Source organism: Methylobacterium planeticum, assembly GCF_008806345.1.
Classification (GTDB): domain Bacteria; phylum Pseudomonadota; class Alphaproteobacteria; order Rhizobiales; family Beijerinckiaceae; genus Methylobacterium; species Methylobacterium planeticum.
This window is the reverse complement of the sequence record NZ_VZZJ01000004.1, coordinates 275,862-290,050: the sequence shown is the minus strand read 5'-3', so window position 1 is coordinate 290,050 and position 14,189 is coordinate 275,862. Positions and strand designations below refer to the sequence as shown.

Sequence of the window (14,189 nt, the reverse complement as noted above, 5' to 3'; positions counted from 1 at the left end):
CCCCACGGGCGGCCCGCGCCGGGCCCGCATGCCCGATTGCGGCCCATCGTCCCCGCTGATATCCGGCCCGCCTGACCCTCTCGGAAGTCGCGCGTGTCTGCCCTCTCCCTCGTCATCCGGCCCGAGCATCCCGACGACGGACCGGCCATCGAGCGCCTTCATGCCCGCGCCTTCGGGCCCGGCCGCTTCGCCCGCACCGCCTACCGCCTGCGCGAGGGCGCCGGGCCCCTGCCCGCCCTGAGCTTCACCGCGCTCGTCGGCACCTACCTCGTCGGCTCGGTCCGGATCGGGCCGGCGCGGGCCGGGGCCGAGCCGCTCCTCGTGCTCGGACCGCTGACCGTCGATCCGAGCTTCGACGGGCGCGGCATCGGCGCGGGCCTGATGCGCACGAGCCTCGAGGCGGCGCGCGCCGGCGGCCACGCCCTCGTGATCCTGGTGGGCGACGCCCCCTATTACGGCCGCTTCGGCTTCACGCCGGTGCCGCCCGGCCACCTCGTCCTGCCGGGCCCGGTCGATCCCGCGCGCTTTCTCTGGCTCGAGCTGAGCGAGGGAGCCCGCGCCCGCGCGCGCGGGAACGTCTCGGCGCCCCTCGCGCGTTGAGTCCCGGCGCCCGACGCGCCCGGGAGATCATGGATGGCAGATGACGCGCGGACGATCCGGCACGATGGGATCGCGGCGAACGGGGTCGGCCTGCACGTCGCCCGCGCGGGCCACGGGGCGCCCCTGGTGTTCCTCCACGGCTGGCCGGAATTCTGGCTCACCTGGGAACCCGTGATGCATCGCCTCGCCGACCGCTTCACCTGCATCGCCCCGGATTTCCGCGGCTTCGGCCGCAGCGACAAGCCGGACCCGGCGCCCTCCGACCGGGTCGGCCCCGACGTGCACGCGGCCGACATGGTGGCGCTCCTCGACGGGCTCGGCCTGACGCAGGCGGGGTTCGTCGCGCACGATGTCGGGGCCTCGGTCGCCCAATCCCTCGGGCGCATGGCGCCGGACCGGATCACCGGCCTGTTCCTCTTCAACTGCCCCTATCCGGGGATCGGGCCGCGGCTCGCCGCGCCCGAGATGCTGAAGGAGATCTGGTACCAGTCCTTCCACCAGAAGCCCTTCGCGGCCGCGATGGTCGGATCCTCGCGCGAGGCCTGCCGGCTCTATATCGCGCACTTCCTGCGCCATTGGGCCGGCGGCAACCCGGCCGCCTTCGACGCCGTGCTGGACGCGTTCGTCGACAACTTCCTCGAGCCCGGCAACCTGCAGGGCGGCTTCAACTGGTATCTCAGCCAGAATGCCGGGCGCCTCGCGATGGTCCGGGGGGAGGCCCCGTCCCTGCCCCCGATCACCCGGCCGGCCTGCGTGCGCTGGGGCGTGCGGGACCCGCTCTTCCCCTATGCCTGGACCGATCGCCTCGGGGAGACCTTCGCGGACCTCGACCTCGCCCCGTTCGAGGGCGTCGGCCATTTCCCGCACCGGGAGGATCCGGACGCCGCCGCGGCCGAGATCGCGCGCTTCTTCGGGAAGCTGAAGCGGATCTGAGGCGGGCGGGTCGGCACCGCACATCACGGGATCCGCGCGCGCCGCGCGGTATCCGTCTATGCCGCCCGGCCCCGGCGGCCCTCCACCAGCCACATCGCCAGCACGGCGGCCGCGAGGGCCGCGAGCGCCGCGAGGCCGAGGGCGAGCGGGTAGACCTCGACGCCGCGGATATTGGCGCTGTCGCTCGGGCGGAAGCCGATCCAGTCGGCGCCGCTGAGGCGTCCGCTGCGCACGCTCTGGAGGCGGGGCACGACCGTGCCCCCCGCATCGGCGACGCGGCGGATCGAGCCGCCGCTCGCCTCGCTCAGGGCCTTCATGCGCTCGGCGTCGCTGAACACGTCCGAGAGCTCGCGCGGGTTCGCCGGCCCGACGCTGACGAAGGCCACGAGGCTCCCCGAACGCAGGGTGTGGAGACCGAGCTCGCTCGCCTCGAAGGTGGCCGAGAACTGCCCCGGCGCCGCCTGACTGAGGGTCAGGGTCCGGGTGCCGCCGGTGGGCTCCGTCACGGTCACGGGCTCGGCGGTCTCCGCCATGGTCTGGCGCTCGACCCGGACCTCGCGGCCGTGGCCCGTCATCTGGGCGCGGAGCGCCTCCTCCTCCAGCGCCGGCTCCTTCATCAGCCAGTGCGCCAGGCGGCGCAGCAGGTCGAGATAGGGGCCGCCCTCCTGGTAGCCGCGGGCCCAGAGCCAGGTGTGGTCGGACAGGAGCAGGGCGACCCGGCCCTTCTGCTCGCGCGAGAGCGCCAGCAGCGGCAGGTTGTCGGCGCCGGACAGGATCGGCTGGATGCCGGGCCGGGTCTGGGCCGAGACGATGCGCAGCCAGTCGCCCCAGGCCGGGGGCTGGGCCTCGGAGCCCGGCAGGGCGCGGGTGACGGGATGGCGCGTCCCGGTGCCCGTGAGCGCCGCCTTGTAGGGCCGCTCCACCACGCGCCCGTTCGGATCGCCGGGCAGGATCGTGGAGAGGCGCGTGCGCGCGAGGCTCGACGAGGAGGCGAATTCCGGCCCCGCCGCGATCAGGAGCGCGCCGCCATCCTGAACGTAGCGGACGATGTTGTCGAAATAGGCCGAGGGCAGCACGCTCTGGTTGGCGTAGCGGTCGAAGATGATGAGGTCGAAATCCTTGATCTTCTGGACGAACAGCTCGCGCGTCGGGAAAGCGATCAGGGAGAGTTCGGAGATCGGCGTGCCGTCCTGTTTCTCGGGCGGGCGCAGGATGGTGAAGTGCACGAGGTCGACGTTGGCGTCGGATTTCAGGAGGTTGCGCCAGGTGCGCTCGCCCTGGTGCGGCTCGCCCGAGACGAGGAGCACCCGGAGCTTCTCGCGGATTCCCTCGATGGGCAGCACGGCGCGGTTGTTGATGGTGGTCAGCTCGCCGGGCAGCGGCTCGACCTCGATCTCGACGACGTTCGGGCCGCCATGCTCGATCTTGGTGGTGAGGCTGAAGGGCTGGCCGGTGGGGAAGCTGCGCCGTCCGATCTGCTCGCCGTCGCGGCGCACGGTGACGACCGCGTTGCCGGTGCCGCCGCGCTCCATCACCTCGGCGCGGATCGTCAGGTCGCGGCCGACGATGCCGAAGCGGGGGGCCTCGAGGAGCTTGATCTGCCGGTCGCGCTCGTCGGCATGGCCGGTGACGAGGACGTGGAGCGGCGCCTTGATGCCGAGGGCCGCCAGCGCGGGCGGGATGTCGTGCACGACGCCGTCCGTCAGCATCACGACGCCCGCGAGCCGCTCCGGCGGGACGTCGGCCAGGGCCTGCGAGAGGGCCGTGAACAGCTTGGTGCCGTCGTCCCCGTCGCGGGAATCCGGCACGTCGATGAAGCGCGGCTCGATGTTGGTCAGCGCGCCGAAGCGGCGCTGCAGCTCCGCCCGCACCTGATCGGTCATGGCCGGGCGGTCGCCCAGCGCCTGCGAGCCGGACCGGTCCACCACCACGGCGGCGATGTCCCTCACGGGCTCGCGGTCCTCGCGCACCAGCGAGGGGTTGGCGATGGCCGCGAGCACCAGCGCCAGGACGAGGGCGCGCAGGATCGCGGTGCGCCCCCGCGCCACGAAGGCGAGGACGCAGAACAGCCCCACGAGGACGCCGAAGGCCGCGATAACCGGCCAGGGCACCAGCGGGGTGAAGCTGAGGCTCAGCATGGGCGCTCGGCCTCGCTCTGTCCGCGGCCCGTCATTGGCCGAGCCGCTCGAGCAGGGCGGGCACGTGGACCTGATCCGCCTTGTAGTTGCCGGTCAGGGTGTACATCACGATGTTGATGCCGCCCCGGAAGGCCATCTCGCGCTGGCGCTGGTCGCCGCCGACCACCGGGTAGAGCGCCTCGCCCCGACGCCCGACCGCCCAGGCGGCGGCGAGGTCGTTGCCCGTGATGACGATCGGGCTGACGCCGTCGCCCGCCCGCGCCGGGCGCCGCTCCGCGCCCTCGGCCGCGGGCGGCAGGGCCTCGACCCAGGTCTGCCCGGTGGCGTAGCGGCCCGGGAAGGTGTCGACGAGGTAGAAGGCCTTCGTCAGCACGTGATCGATCGGCACCGGCTCCAGCTCGGGCACCTCGAGGGTGCTCAGCATCTTGCGCAGGTACGCGGACTCCGGCGTCGGGGCCGCGCCGGGGCGGGCCGTGAGCCCGTCGCGCGTGTCGAACAGGACGGTGCCGCCGTTGCGCATGAAGGCGTCGATGCGCCGGATCGCGGCCTCGCCCGGCTGCGGCCGGCCCGGCGCGATCGGCCAGTAGATCAGCGGGTAGAAGGCGAGCTCGTCCTTGGTGGGGTCGAGGCCGGCCGGCTCGCCGGGCTCGAGGGCGGTGCGGGTGGCGAGCATCTGGGTCAGGCCGGTGAGCCCGGCCCGGCTCGCCTCGTCGATCGCGGCGTCCCCGGTGATGACGTAGGCGAGCCGGGTCACGAGGGCCGATTCGAAGCCGTTCGAGCGATTGGCCGGCGGTTCCTGCGCCCGCGCCGCGCCGGGGCCGAGCACGGCCGCCAGGGTGGCCAGCAGGGTGGCCAGGGCGAGGGCGATACCCGCCGCGCGGCTGCCGAGCCGCCCGAACAGGCCGCCGGTGGACCGGCTGAGGAAGCCGCCGAGCCAGAGGCCGGCCAGCGTGTCGAGGATGAGGAGCATCAGGGCCAGGGTGAAGAGGAAGGCGCGCAGGTCAAGGGTCTCGGCACCGGCCAGGGACCCGACCCGAGCGCCCGCGAGGCTCGCGAGGTCGAGGCCGCCGAGGCGGTCGTCGGGCTTCAGCGCGTTGACGGCGATGCCGCCATCCGCCGGCCCGTAGAAGCCCGGCGGGTGGTCGTGCGTCGCCCGGTCGCCGTAATCGGCCGAGACCGCGGTGGCCCCCGCCGGCGGGCTGCCCAGCGCCCCGAACCCGTCGAGGGTGAGGCGCGGGGCGAGGATCGCGGCGGCGGGCCGCGGACCGCCCTCTCCCGCCGGCGCCGCGGCGTTCCCCGCGAGGCCGACGACCCGGCGCAGCATGTCGATGAAGAGCCCCGAGAGCGGCAGGTTCGACCAGGTGGTGTCGGCGGTGACGTGGAACAGCACCACGAGCCCCTGCCCGCGCTTCTCGGCGGTGACGATCGGGGTGCCGTCCTGCAGCGAGGCCCAGGTGCGGCTCGGCAGGTCGCCGTCGGGCTCGGCCAGGATCTGGCGGCGCACGCCGATATCGGCCGGCGGCGTCAGGCCCGCGAACGGGCTCTCGGGGGCGAAGGCCGCCAGGGTCTTGGGGCTGTCCCAGGACAGGGTGCCGCCGAGCGTGCGTCCGCCCCGCCGCAGGCGCACCGGCACCAGCGGGTCGTTGCCGGCGGCGAGGCGCGCGCCGGCGAAGCGCAGGAGCAGCCCGCCCGCATCGATGAACTTCGTCACCCGCGCGAGGGTCTGCTCGTCGAGGGCCCCGACATCGGCGAGGACCAGCACCGAGACCTGGTTGTCGAGGAGCTGCGCGATCGATTCCGCCGTGCCCTTGGCCCCGCGCGGCTCCTGCACGTCGGCGAAGGGCGTGAGCGCCTTGGCGAGGTAGTAGGTCGGCGCCAGGAGCGGCTGGGCCTGGTCGCTGGTGCCGCCGAAGACGAGGCCGACGCGGCGTCGCTTGCCGCGCTCGTCCATCAGGGTCACGGCCCCGGCCGAGCGCTCGTTGGCGATCTCCAGGCGCGCGATGCTGTTGCGGAGCTCCACCGGCAGATCGAAGCCGATCTCGACATCGGTGGCGCCGTTCGCGAAGCGGAAGTCATGCTCGGCCAGCGGCAATCCCTTCTGGTCGAGGGCCCGCACGAGGCCGGCATCGCGGCCGTTCGGGCCGGCGCGCAGGACGTGGGCGGTGAGGCGCCCGCCCGATTCCGCCCCCGTGATCGCGAGGGCGGGGGGCTGGTCCGCCTTCAGGATCGTGAGCGCCGCGCCCTGCTTCGTCACCAGCGCCTCGAGGTCCCGGGTGAACCCGCCCTCCCCCGTGCCGGCGACCCCGTCGCTGATCCAGACCAGCGCTGCGCCGGGATTGCGCTCGAGGAAGCTACCGATGCCCGGCAGGTGCACGTCGCGGTCCCCGAGATGGGGGCGCGGCGCGACGGCGCGCAGGCGTTCCAGGGCCGCGGCCGGGCTCTTGGCATCGAAGGCGGCGGCGGGCTCGGCGGTCGGCAGGATCGCCACCGGGCGGCCGTCGCGGGCCGCGCCCTCGACCGCGTCCACCGCGACCCGTATGCGCTCGCGCCAGTCGTGGGCCGCCGCGAAGCCGTTGTCGATCATCACGAGGAGCGGCGTGCGTCCCCCCGAGGCGCCGATCCCGGCGGGGTTCCAGACCGGGCCCGACACCGCCAGGATCAGGGCGGCGGCGGCGAGCATGCGCAGGATCAGGAGCCAGGGCGGCGTGCGCGCCGGGGTCTCGCGCTGCGGCAGCAGGTCCGCCACGAGCTTCAACGGCGGGAAGTCGATCCGGCGCGGGCGCGGCGGGGTCACCCGCAGAAGGAACCACAGGGCCGGCAGCGCGATGAGGGCGGCGAGCGCGAAGGGGGCGGCGAAGGTCAGCGGTCCGAGCACGTTCGCTCCTCAGCCGGTGCCGCGGGCGGCGGAGACGAGGGTGAGGAGGCGCAGCGCCGCCTCGCTCGCGGGCCGGTCGGTGCGGTGCACGGTCAGGGTCCAGCCCCGGCCGCGGGTGATCTCGGCGAGGCCGGCCCGGTGGGCGGCGATCCGGGTGCGATAGGCCTCGCCCCAGGCGGCGGCGTCGCCGACATCGAGGCTGAGGCGCGATTCGAGGTCGTGCAGCACGGCCTGTCCGGCGAACGGAAAGGTCTCCTCCACCGGGTCGACGATCACCGCGAGATGGCCCCGCGTGCCCTGGCCGGCGAGGTTGCGCACGGCACCCTCCACTGCCGCCAGCGGCGTCAGGAAATCGCTGATCAGGATCGCCTCGTCGAAGCGGCCGGGCGCCGCGCGGGGCGGCAGGTCGGATTCGAGGCCGGCCGCGTCGCCGATCAGGGCCTGCGCCATCGTCTCGACGATCCGGCGCGAGGCCGTCGGGCGGGTCAGCCCGAGGAGCCCGGTGCGCTCGCCGCCCTCGACCAGCGTGTCGGCCAGCGCCAGCCCGAGGACGAGGGCGCGCTCGACCTTCGGGGCCTGCGCGAGGTCGGAGGCGAAGCCCATCGAGGCCGACCGGTCGATCCAGAACCAGATGTTGTGGGCGGCCTCCCATTCGCGTTCCCGCACGTAGAGCCGGTCGTCCCGGGCGGAGCGGCGCCAGTCGATGCGGGCGGCGGCCTCGCCGGTGACGAAGGGCCGGAACTGCCAGAAGCTCTCGCCGGGCCCGGCCCGACGGCGGCCGTGCAGGCCGTGCGCCAGGGTCGTGGAGACGCGGCGCGCCTCGAGGACGAGGCGCGGCATCCGCTCGGCAAGCGACAGGGCGCTCTCGGTGTCGCGCCGCCCGGGGGCGCGCTCGGTGGGTGCGGAGATCCGCGCGGCGACCATCCGCTAGAGCTTGCCCGCGAGCTGCTCGATCAGCCCCGGCACGGTCTCGCCATCCGCCCGCGCCGCGAAGCTGAGCGCCATGCGGTGCTTCAGGATCGGCTCGGCAAGCGCCTTCACGTCGGCGATGGAGGGGGCGACGCGGCCCTCGATCAGGGCGCGCGCCCGGACCGCGAGCGTCAGCGCCTGGCTGGCGCGGGGGCCGGGTCCCCAGAGCAGCTTGCCCTTCACCAGCGGGTTGCCGCCGTCGGGCCGCGCCGAGCGCACGAGATCGAGGATCGCGTCGACCACCGCCTCGCCGACCGGCAGCCGCCGCACCAGACGCTGCGCCGTGAGAAGCTCGTCGGTCGTCATGACGGCCTTGGCGCGGCTCTCCTCGACGCCGGTCGTCTCGATCAGGATGCGGCGCTCCGCGGCCCGGTCGGGATACCCGACGTCGATCTCGAGGAGGAAGCGGTCGAGCTGCGCCTCGGGCAGCGGGTAGGTGCCCTCCTGCTCGATCGGGTTCTGGGTCGCCAGCACGTGAAAGGGGCGCGGCAGGTCGTGGCGCTCGCCCGCCACCGAGACGAAGTGCTCCTGCATCGCCTGCAGCAGCGCCGACTGGGTGCGGGGGCTCGCCCGGTTGATCTCGTCGGCCATCAGCAGCTGCGTGAAGACCGGCCCCTTCACGAAGCGGAAGGAGCGGCGGCGCTCGGCATCCTCGTCGAGGATCTCGGTGCCAAGGATGTCCGAGGGCATCAGGTCCGGGGTGAACTGCACCCGGCGCGCATCGAGGCCGAGCACGGTGCCGAGGGTCTCGACGAGCTTGGTCTTGGCAAGGCCCGGCAGGCCGACGAGGAGCCCGTGGCCGCCGGCCAGGATGGTCACCAGGGCGAGATCGACCACCTGTTCCTGGCCGAAGATCACCCCGTGGATCGCCTCGCGGGCCCTGCCCACCGAGGCGAGGCAGGATTCTGCGGCCGCGACGATGCCGTCGTCGAGGCTGGTGGCCGGCGCGGAGCCCTGCGTCATGCGTGTCGTATCCCGTGTCTCGCGGTCAGGATGGGCCGCGCTCGAGGCCCGTTCCGGCCGGGCGCCGGAGCGGCGGCAGGGGGCGGAGTGTGGCGTCCTTTGAGGCGGGCTGGCAAGGTCAGTGTCGCCGCAGGCCCGTCCCGCCCGCGGCAGCCGCTCACGGATGATCGCCGCCGCCGGCGTTGATCGAGGCCCGGCGCCTCCTTAACGAGGGCCTATGCCCGCTGCCGAAACGCCCGATGCTCCCGGTTCCGACCCCGCGACGCCGCCCGAGGATCCCGCCGGCGCGGGCTGGGAGATCGTCGCCGACCGGGGCTTCGTCGACCTCGTCGGGCCGCTCTACCGGCGCCCGCGCGACGGCGCCTACGCCTTCGCGGCGGCAGCGAAGCACGCGAACCTGATCGGCGTGGTCCAGGGCGGGATGATGATGACCTTCGCCGACCGGGCCCTCGGCGTCACCGCCATGGCGGCGGCGGAGGGGGCGAACTGCGTCACCATCGAGATGCAGATGCACTTCATCGGCGTGGGCCGGATCGGTGACTGGATCGTGGCGCATCCGCGGGTGACCCAGCGGACCGGGTCGCTGGTCTTCATGCGGGCCGAGGTGACGGCGGGGGACCGCCTCGTTGCGACCGCCACGGGCATCTGGAAGATCCTGCGGCGGAAGCCCGCCGCGTGAGGCGGCCGCACCCATCCGGGCGTTTGCAAGCCGGCCGGCGGCGCTATCTGATGCGACCATGACGGAACCCGACGCCCCCGACCCCACCCTGAATCGCCTGAGCGCGGCGCTCGGCGATCGGCCGAAACGCGGCCTGCCGCCCGTCGAGGCCTGGAACCCGCCCTATTGCGGCGAGATCGACATGCGGATCGCCGCCGACGGTACCTGGTTCCACAACGGCTCGCCGATCCGCCGGCCGGCACTGGTGCGGCTGTTCTCGACGATCCTGCGCCGCGAGCCCGACGGCCGCATCGTCCTCGTCACCCCGGTCGAGAGCGTCGGGATCACCGTCGAGGATGCGCCCTTCGTGGCCGTCGAGATGGCGGTCGAGGGCGCAGGGGAGGCCCGCCGCATCGCCTTCCGGACCAATGTCGACGACCTCGTGCCCCTCGACGCGGAGCACGCGCTGCGCTTCGAGGAGGATTCCGAGGGGGGCTTCCGGCCCTACATCCACGTGCGCCGGGGCCTCTGGGCGCTGCTGACGCGGGCGCTCGCCTACGATCTCGTCGAACTCGGCGAGGAGCGCGAGGTCGACGGGGCGCGCTGGTTCGGCCTCGCGGCGGCCGGGACCTTCCATCGCATCGCGCCGGCGGAGCCCGCGTGAGCGCGGCGCAAGCCGTGAGGCCGACGCCTGCGGGCGCGCCGGCCGAGGCCGCCGCCTTCCCGGCGGCCTTCCTGGCGCGCGCGGCCGAGCGCCTCGCCGCCGACCCGCCCGGACCCGGCGACCCGCTCTCGAATCCCGGCGGCGACCACAGCCTCGACCCGGACGGGAGCGCCGTCGCCCCGCCCGGACCGCACCGGCAGGCGGCGGTGCTGGTGCCGATCGTCGCGCGTGGGGACGGCCTGTCCGTGCTCCTGACGAAGCGCGCCCTGCACCTGCGCGACCATTCGGGCCAGATCGCCTTCCCGGGCGGCAAGATCGACCCGGCCGATCCCTCGCCCCTTGCCGCGGCCCTGCGCGAGGCCGAGGAGGAGATCGGTCTGCGGCCCTCGGCCGTCCGCCTCCTCGGCTATCTCGACCCCTACCTGTCCGCCACCGGCTTCCTGGTGACGCCGGTGATCGGGCTCGTCGAGGGCGCGCCCGCCCTCGCGCCGAACCCCGATGAGGTCGCGGAGATCTTCGAGGTGCCGCTCGCCTTCCTGATGGACCCGGCGCGCTACGCGCTGAAGTCCCGCCCCTGGCAGGGGCGGATCCGCTACTTCTACGCCGTGCCCTTCGGCGAGAAGCTGATCTGGGGCGTCACCGCGGGCATCCTGCACAATCTCTCTGAACGCTTATCTGAGTGAGCGGCGGATCCACTGCCCTGACGGATGAATCGGGTCTCATGCTGCGTCGTGTTCTGGAGGAGTTCGCCCTCTTCCTCGTGCCGTTCCTGCTGTTCTTCGGCTATCTCCTGCTCGTCGGCCGCAACCCGCTGCAGCGGGCCCACTGGGACGCGCAGCTGTTCCGCCTCGTCCTGGCGGGGCTCGGCGTCGTGATCGCCTCCCTGGTGCTCACCGGCCTGTTCTCCGAGCGCCACGCCGACGGCTACGTGCCGGCGCATATGGAGAACGGTCGCCTCGTGCCGGGCCAGTTCCGGTGACGGGGCCGGCGCCCGAACCGGATGCGCCCGGGGCGGCCGGCCTCGACCGGGACGGGCTGGCGCGGCTGCGCCGCCGGCCGGAGGTCGTCACGATCCTCGCCGCCCTCGACGTGCCGGGCGAGGAGACGCGCCTCGTCGGCGGCTGCGTGCGCGATGTCCTCCTCGGCCGGGCGGTCTCCGACATCGACCTCGCCACGACCCTGCCGCCGCAGGCGACCCGGGACCGGGCGACGGATGCTGGCCTGCGGGCGATCCCCACGGGGATCGCGCACGGCACCGTCACGGTCCTGGTCGCGGGCGAGACCTTCGAGGTGACGACCCTGCGGGAGGATATCGAGACGGACGGGCGGCACGCGGTGGTGCGCTTCGGCCGCGACTTCGCGCGGGACGCGGAACGGCGCGACTTCACCATCAACGCCCTCTCGGCCGGCGCGGACGGACGTCTCCACGACACGACAGGGGGGCTCGCAGACCTCGCGGCGCGGCGCGTGCGCTTCATCGGCGAGCCGGCGACGCGGATCCGCGAGGATGCCCTGCGGATCCTGCGCTTCTTCCGCTTCCACGCCCGCTACGGGTCGGGCGAGCCGGACCGGGCGGGCCTCGCCGCCTGCATCGCGGCGCGCGACGCCCTCGACGGGCTCTCGCGGGAGCGGGTGAGGGGCGAGGTCCTGAAGCTGCTGATGGCGCCCGGCGCCCTCGCGGCGGCCGGGATCCTGAGCCGGACCGGCCTGCTGCCGCGCCTCACCGGGGGGATCGGCGATCTCGGCCGCCTCGGGCGCGGCATCGCCGCGGAGGCCACCGCGATCGAGCGGCTCGCGGCCCTCAGCGTCGCCAGCGCCGCCGATGCCGACCGGCTGCGCGACGCCCTGCGGCTCTCGAACCCGGAGCATGCGCGCCTCCTGGCGCATGCCCGCGCGGTGGCGGCGCTCCGCGATCCCGCGACGATCGGCGCGCAGGCCCTGCGCGGCCTCGCGGCCGAGCACGGCGCCCCGATCCTCGCCGCCACGATCGCGATCCTCGCGGGGGAGCCGCGCCCGCACCTGACCCCCGAGGCCGGCGCGATGCTCGAGAATCTGCTCCGTCCCGACGCCGTGGCGCCGGTCTTTCCCCTGGCGGGCGCGGATCTCGTCGCGCGGGGCGTGAGCCCCGGCCCCCGGATCGGCCGGGCCCTGGCGGCCGCACGCGCGGGCTGGCTGGCGCTCGGCTGCCCGATGGATGCCGACGCCCGGAAGACCCTCCTGGCCCTCGCGCTCGACGCCGCCAACGAAGAACCCGCCGGCTCCGCCTGAGGCGGGACCGACGGGTCTGACGGCGAGAGCAGGCCGGGCGGGGCCGACCGCGAAGCCTAGAAGTTCAGCGTCGCCTTGGTTTCCTGAAGCTGCGTGATCTGCCCGTTCAGCTCCTCGCGCTTCTGCAGGTCCTCGGTGGCGTCGCGCTGGAGCTCGACGGCCTCGATATCCTTGTCGATCGAGGCGGGCGTGACCTCCTCGATCGGCGCGGCGCGCTCGGCGATCACCGTGACGCCGGTCGGCCCGATATCGGCGAAACCGCCACGCACCAGAATGCGCTTGCCGCTGTTCTGGCGCTCGGTGACGACGATCACCCCGACCTTGAGGGAGGTCAGGACCGGGGCGTGGCCCGGCAGGACGGTCATCTCGCCCTCGGTGCCCGGAAGCTGCACGGCCTCGACCTGGCCGGAATACAGCGTCCGCTCGGGACCGACGAAATCGAACTGGAAGGTGGCCATCGGATCGGGATCTCTTCGGGAGCCCTCCTCCCCGTTGCGGGGAGGAGCGGGAGACGGGGGTGGATCGGCCGGCTCCGCCGGGCGGGACGCGGCATCATCCCCACGCGGGATCTACGATCCCTCGAGGCCCCTCCCCCGCGCGGGGGAGGGAAGACGACCGTCAGGCGGCGGCCGAGAGCTTCTTGGCCTTCTCCTTGGCCTCCTCGATGGTGCCGACCATGTAGAAGGCGGCCTCCGGCAGGTCGTCGAACTCGCCGTTCACCAGGCCCTTGAAGCCCTTGATGGTGTCCTTGAGGGCGACGAGCTTGCCGGGCGAGCCCGTGAACACCTCGGCCACGTGGAAGGGCTGGCTCAGGAAGCGCTCGATCTTGCGGGCGCGGGCCACCGACAGCTTGTCCTCTTCCGAGAGCTCGTCCATGCCCAGGATCGCGATGATGTCCTGGAGCGCCTTGTAGCGCTGCAGGGTCTGCTGGACGCGGCGGGCGACCTCGTAATGCTCATCGCCGAGGATGGCGGGGGAGAGCATGCGCGAGGTGGAGTCGAGGGGGTCGACCGCCGGGTAGATGCCCTTCTCGGCGATCGAGCGCGACAGCACGGTCGTGGCGTCGAGGTGGGCGAACGAGGCGGCGGGCGCCGGGTCGGTCAGATCGTCGGCCGGCACGTAGATGGCCTGCACCGAGGTGATCGAGCCCTTGTTCGTCGTGGTGATGCGCTCCTGCAGGGCGCCCATGTCGGTGGCGAGCGTCGGCTGGTAGCCCACCGCCGAGGGGATGCGGCCGAGGAGCGCCGACACCTCGGAGCCCGCCTGGGTGAAGCGGAAGATGTTGTCGACGAAGAACAGCACGTCCTGGCCCTGGTCGCGGAAATCCTCCGCGATGGTCAGGCCGGTGAGCGCGACGCGCGAGCGGGCGCCGGGGGACTCGTTCATCTGGCCGTAGACGAGGGCGCATTTCGAACCCTCGGCGGAGCCGTTATGCTCCTTCGGGTCCATGTTCACCTTGGACTCGATCATCTCGTGGTAGAGATCGTTGCCCTCGCGGGTGCGCTCGCCGACGCCGGCGAAGACCGAGTAGCCCGAGTGGGCCTTCGCGATGTTGTTGATCAGCTCCATGATCAGCACGGTCTTGCCGACGCCCGCGCCGCCGAACAGGCCGATCTTGCCGCCCTTGGCGTAGGGGGCCAGGAGGTCGACGACCTTGATGCCCGTGACGAGGATCTGCGCCTCGGTCGACTGGTCGGCGTAGGAGGGGGCCGGCTGGTGGATGGCCCGGTAGCTCTGGGCCTCGATCGGGCCGGCCTCGTCGATCGGCTCGCCGATGACGTTCATGATCCGGCCGAGGGTGTTGGGGCCGACCGGCACCTTGATCGGCTCACCCGTGTCCGAGACGGTCTGGCCGCGGACGAGGCCTTCCGAGGTGTCCATGGCGACGCAGCGGACGGTGTTCTCGCCGAGCTGCTGGGCCACCTCGAGCACCAGGCGGGCGCCGTTGTTCTTGGTCTCGAGGGCGTTGAGGATCTCCGGCAGGTGGCCGTCGAACTGCACGTCGACGACGGGACCGATGACCTGCGTGATGCGGCCGACCGAGTTGGCGGCGGTGGAGGGGGAAGCGGTGTTCGCCATGATCTTGCGTCCTTCGAAGGTTTGCGGTCAGAGCGCCCGGAG

The 14,189-nt window shown here is 73.5% G+C and carries 13 protein-coding genes; 7 read left to right on the top strand and 6 right to left on the bottom strand.

The features are described 5' to 3' along the window. Positions 1–93 precede the first annotated feature (93 nt). Positions 94–600, top strand: a complete 507-nt coding sequence (locus F6X51_RS06950; RefSeq protein WP_150962489.1) for a GNAT family N-acetyltransferase — start codon at positions 94–96, stop codon at positions 598–600. A gap of 33 nt (positions 601–633) precedes the next feature. Continuing rightward, entirely contained in the window at positions 634–1,533 is a 900-nt protein-coding gene (locus F6X51_RS06945) for an alpha/beta fold hydrolase (RefSeq protein ID WP_150962488.1), read from the top strand. Between the two features lie 56 nt (positions 1,534–1,589). Here F6X51_RS06945 and F6X51_RS06940 read toward each other — a convergent pair whose 3' ends face one another. Genes F6X51_RS06940 through F6X51_RS06925 form a run of 4 tightly spaced genes read right to left on the bottom strand, consistent with a single transcriptional unit; the run spans position 1,590 to position 8,478 of the window. Beyond that, positions 1,590–3,671 carry a hypothetical protein gene (locus F6X51_RS06940; protein WP_150962487.1) on the bottom strand — a complete coding sequence of 694 codons (2,082 nt, stop codon included), beginning with the start codon at positions 3,669–3,671 and terminating at the stop codon, positions 1,590–1,592. Between the two features lie 31 nt (positions 3,672–3,702). After that, a complete protein-coding gene (locus tag F6X51_RS06935; RefSeq protein WP_150962486.1) occupies positions 3,703–6,546 on the bottom strand; it encodes a DUF4159 domain-containing protein in 2,844 nt (947 codons plus the stop codon). Between the two features lie 9 nt (positions 6,547–6,555). Further along, a complete protein-coding gene (locus tag F6X51_RS06930) occupies positions 6,556–7,470 on the bottom strand; it encodes a DUF58 domain-containing protein (protein WP_150962485.1) in 915 nt (304 codons plus the stop codon). Positions 7,471–7,473: 3 nt separating this feature from the next. After that, positions 7,474–8,478 carry an AAA family ATPase gene (locus F6X51_RS06925; RefSeq protein WP_150962484.1) on the bottom strand — a complete coding sequence of 335 codons (1,005 nt, stop codon included), beginning with the start codon at positions 8,476–8,478 and terminating at the stop codon, positions 7,474–7,476. Between the two features lie 217 nt (positions 8,479–8,695). Between F6X51_RS06925 and F6X51_RS06920 the strand changes: the two genes are divergently transcribed. The 5 genes from F6X51_RS06920 to F6X51_RS06900 are packed head-to-tail and all read left to right on the top strand — an operon-like array spanning position 8,696 to position 12,068. Further along, positions 8,696–9,157, top strand: coding sequence for a PaaI family thioesterase (locus F6X51_RS06920; protein ID WP_150962483.1), 462 nt, complete (start codon positions 8,696–8,698; stop codon positions 9,155–9,157). Between the two features lie 58 nt (positions 9,158–9,215). Then, on the top strand, positions 9,216–9,800 hold the full coding sequence (locus tag F6X51_RS06915; RefSeq protein ID WP_150962482.1) for a DUF1285 domain-containing protein: 585 nt from the start codon (positions 9,216–9,218) through the stop codon (positions 9,798–9,800). A 14-nt stretch (positions 9,801–9,814) separates the two neighbouring features. Continuing rightward, on the top strand, positions 9,815–10,483 hold the full coding sequence (locus F6X51_RS06910; protein ID WP_150962584.1) for a CoA pyrophosphatase: 669 nt from the start codon (positions 9,815–9,817) through the stop codon (positions 10,481–10,483). Positions 10,484–10,521: 38 nt separating this feature from the next. Beyond that, complete coding sequence (locus F6X51_RS06905; RefSeq protein ID WP_150962481.1) at positions 10,522–10,779, top strand: DUF6111 family protein; 258 nt, start codon at positions 10,522–10,524, stop codon at positions 10,777–10,779. Continuing rightward, positions 10,776–12,068, top strand: a complete 1,293-nt coding sequence (locus tag F6X51_RS06900) for a CCA tRNA nucleotidyltransferase (RefSeq protein ID WP_191970030.1) — start codon at positions 10,776–10,778, stop codon at positions 12,066–12,068. The genes F6X51_RS06905 and F6X51_RS06900 overlap by 4 nt, the downstream gene beginning before the upstream one ends. Positions 12,069–12,124: 56 nt before the next feature. Here F6X51_RS06900 and F6X51_RS06895 read toward each other — a convergent pair whose 3' ends face one another. After that, entirely contained in the window at positions 12,125–12,526 is a 402-nt protein-coding gene (locus F6X51_RS06895; protein ID WP_150962480.1) for a F0F1 ATP synthase subunit epsilon, read from the bottom strand. A gap of 160 nt (positions 12,527–12,686) precedes the next feature. After that, positions 12,687–14,147, bottom strand: a complete 1,461-nt coding sequence (gene atpD, locus F6X51_RS06890) for a F0F1 ATP synthase subunit beta (RefSeq protein WP_150962479.1) — start codon at positions 14,145–14,147, stop codon at positions 12,687–12,689. Between the last annotated feature and the right edge of the window lie 42 nt (positions 14,148–14,189).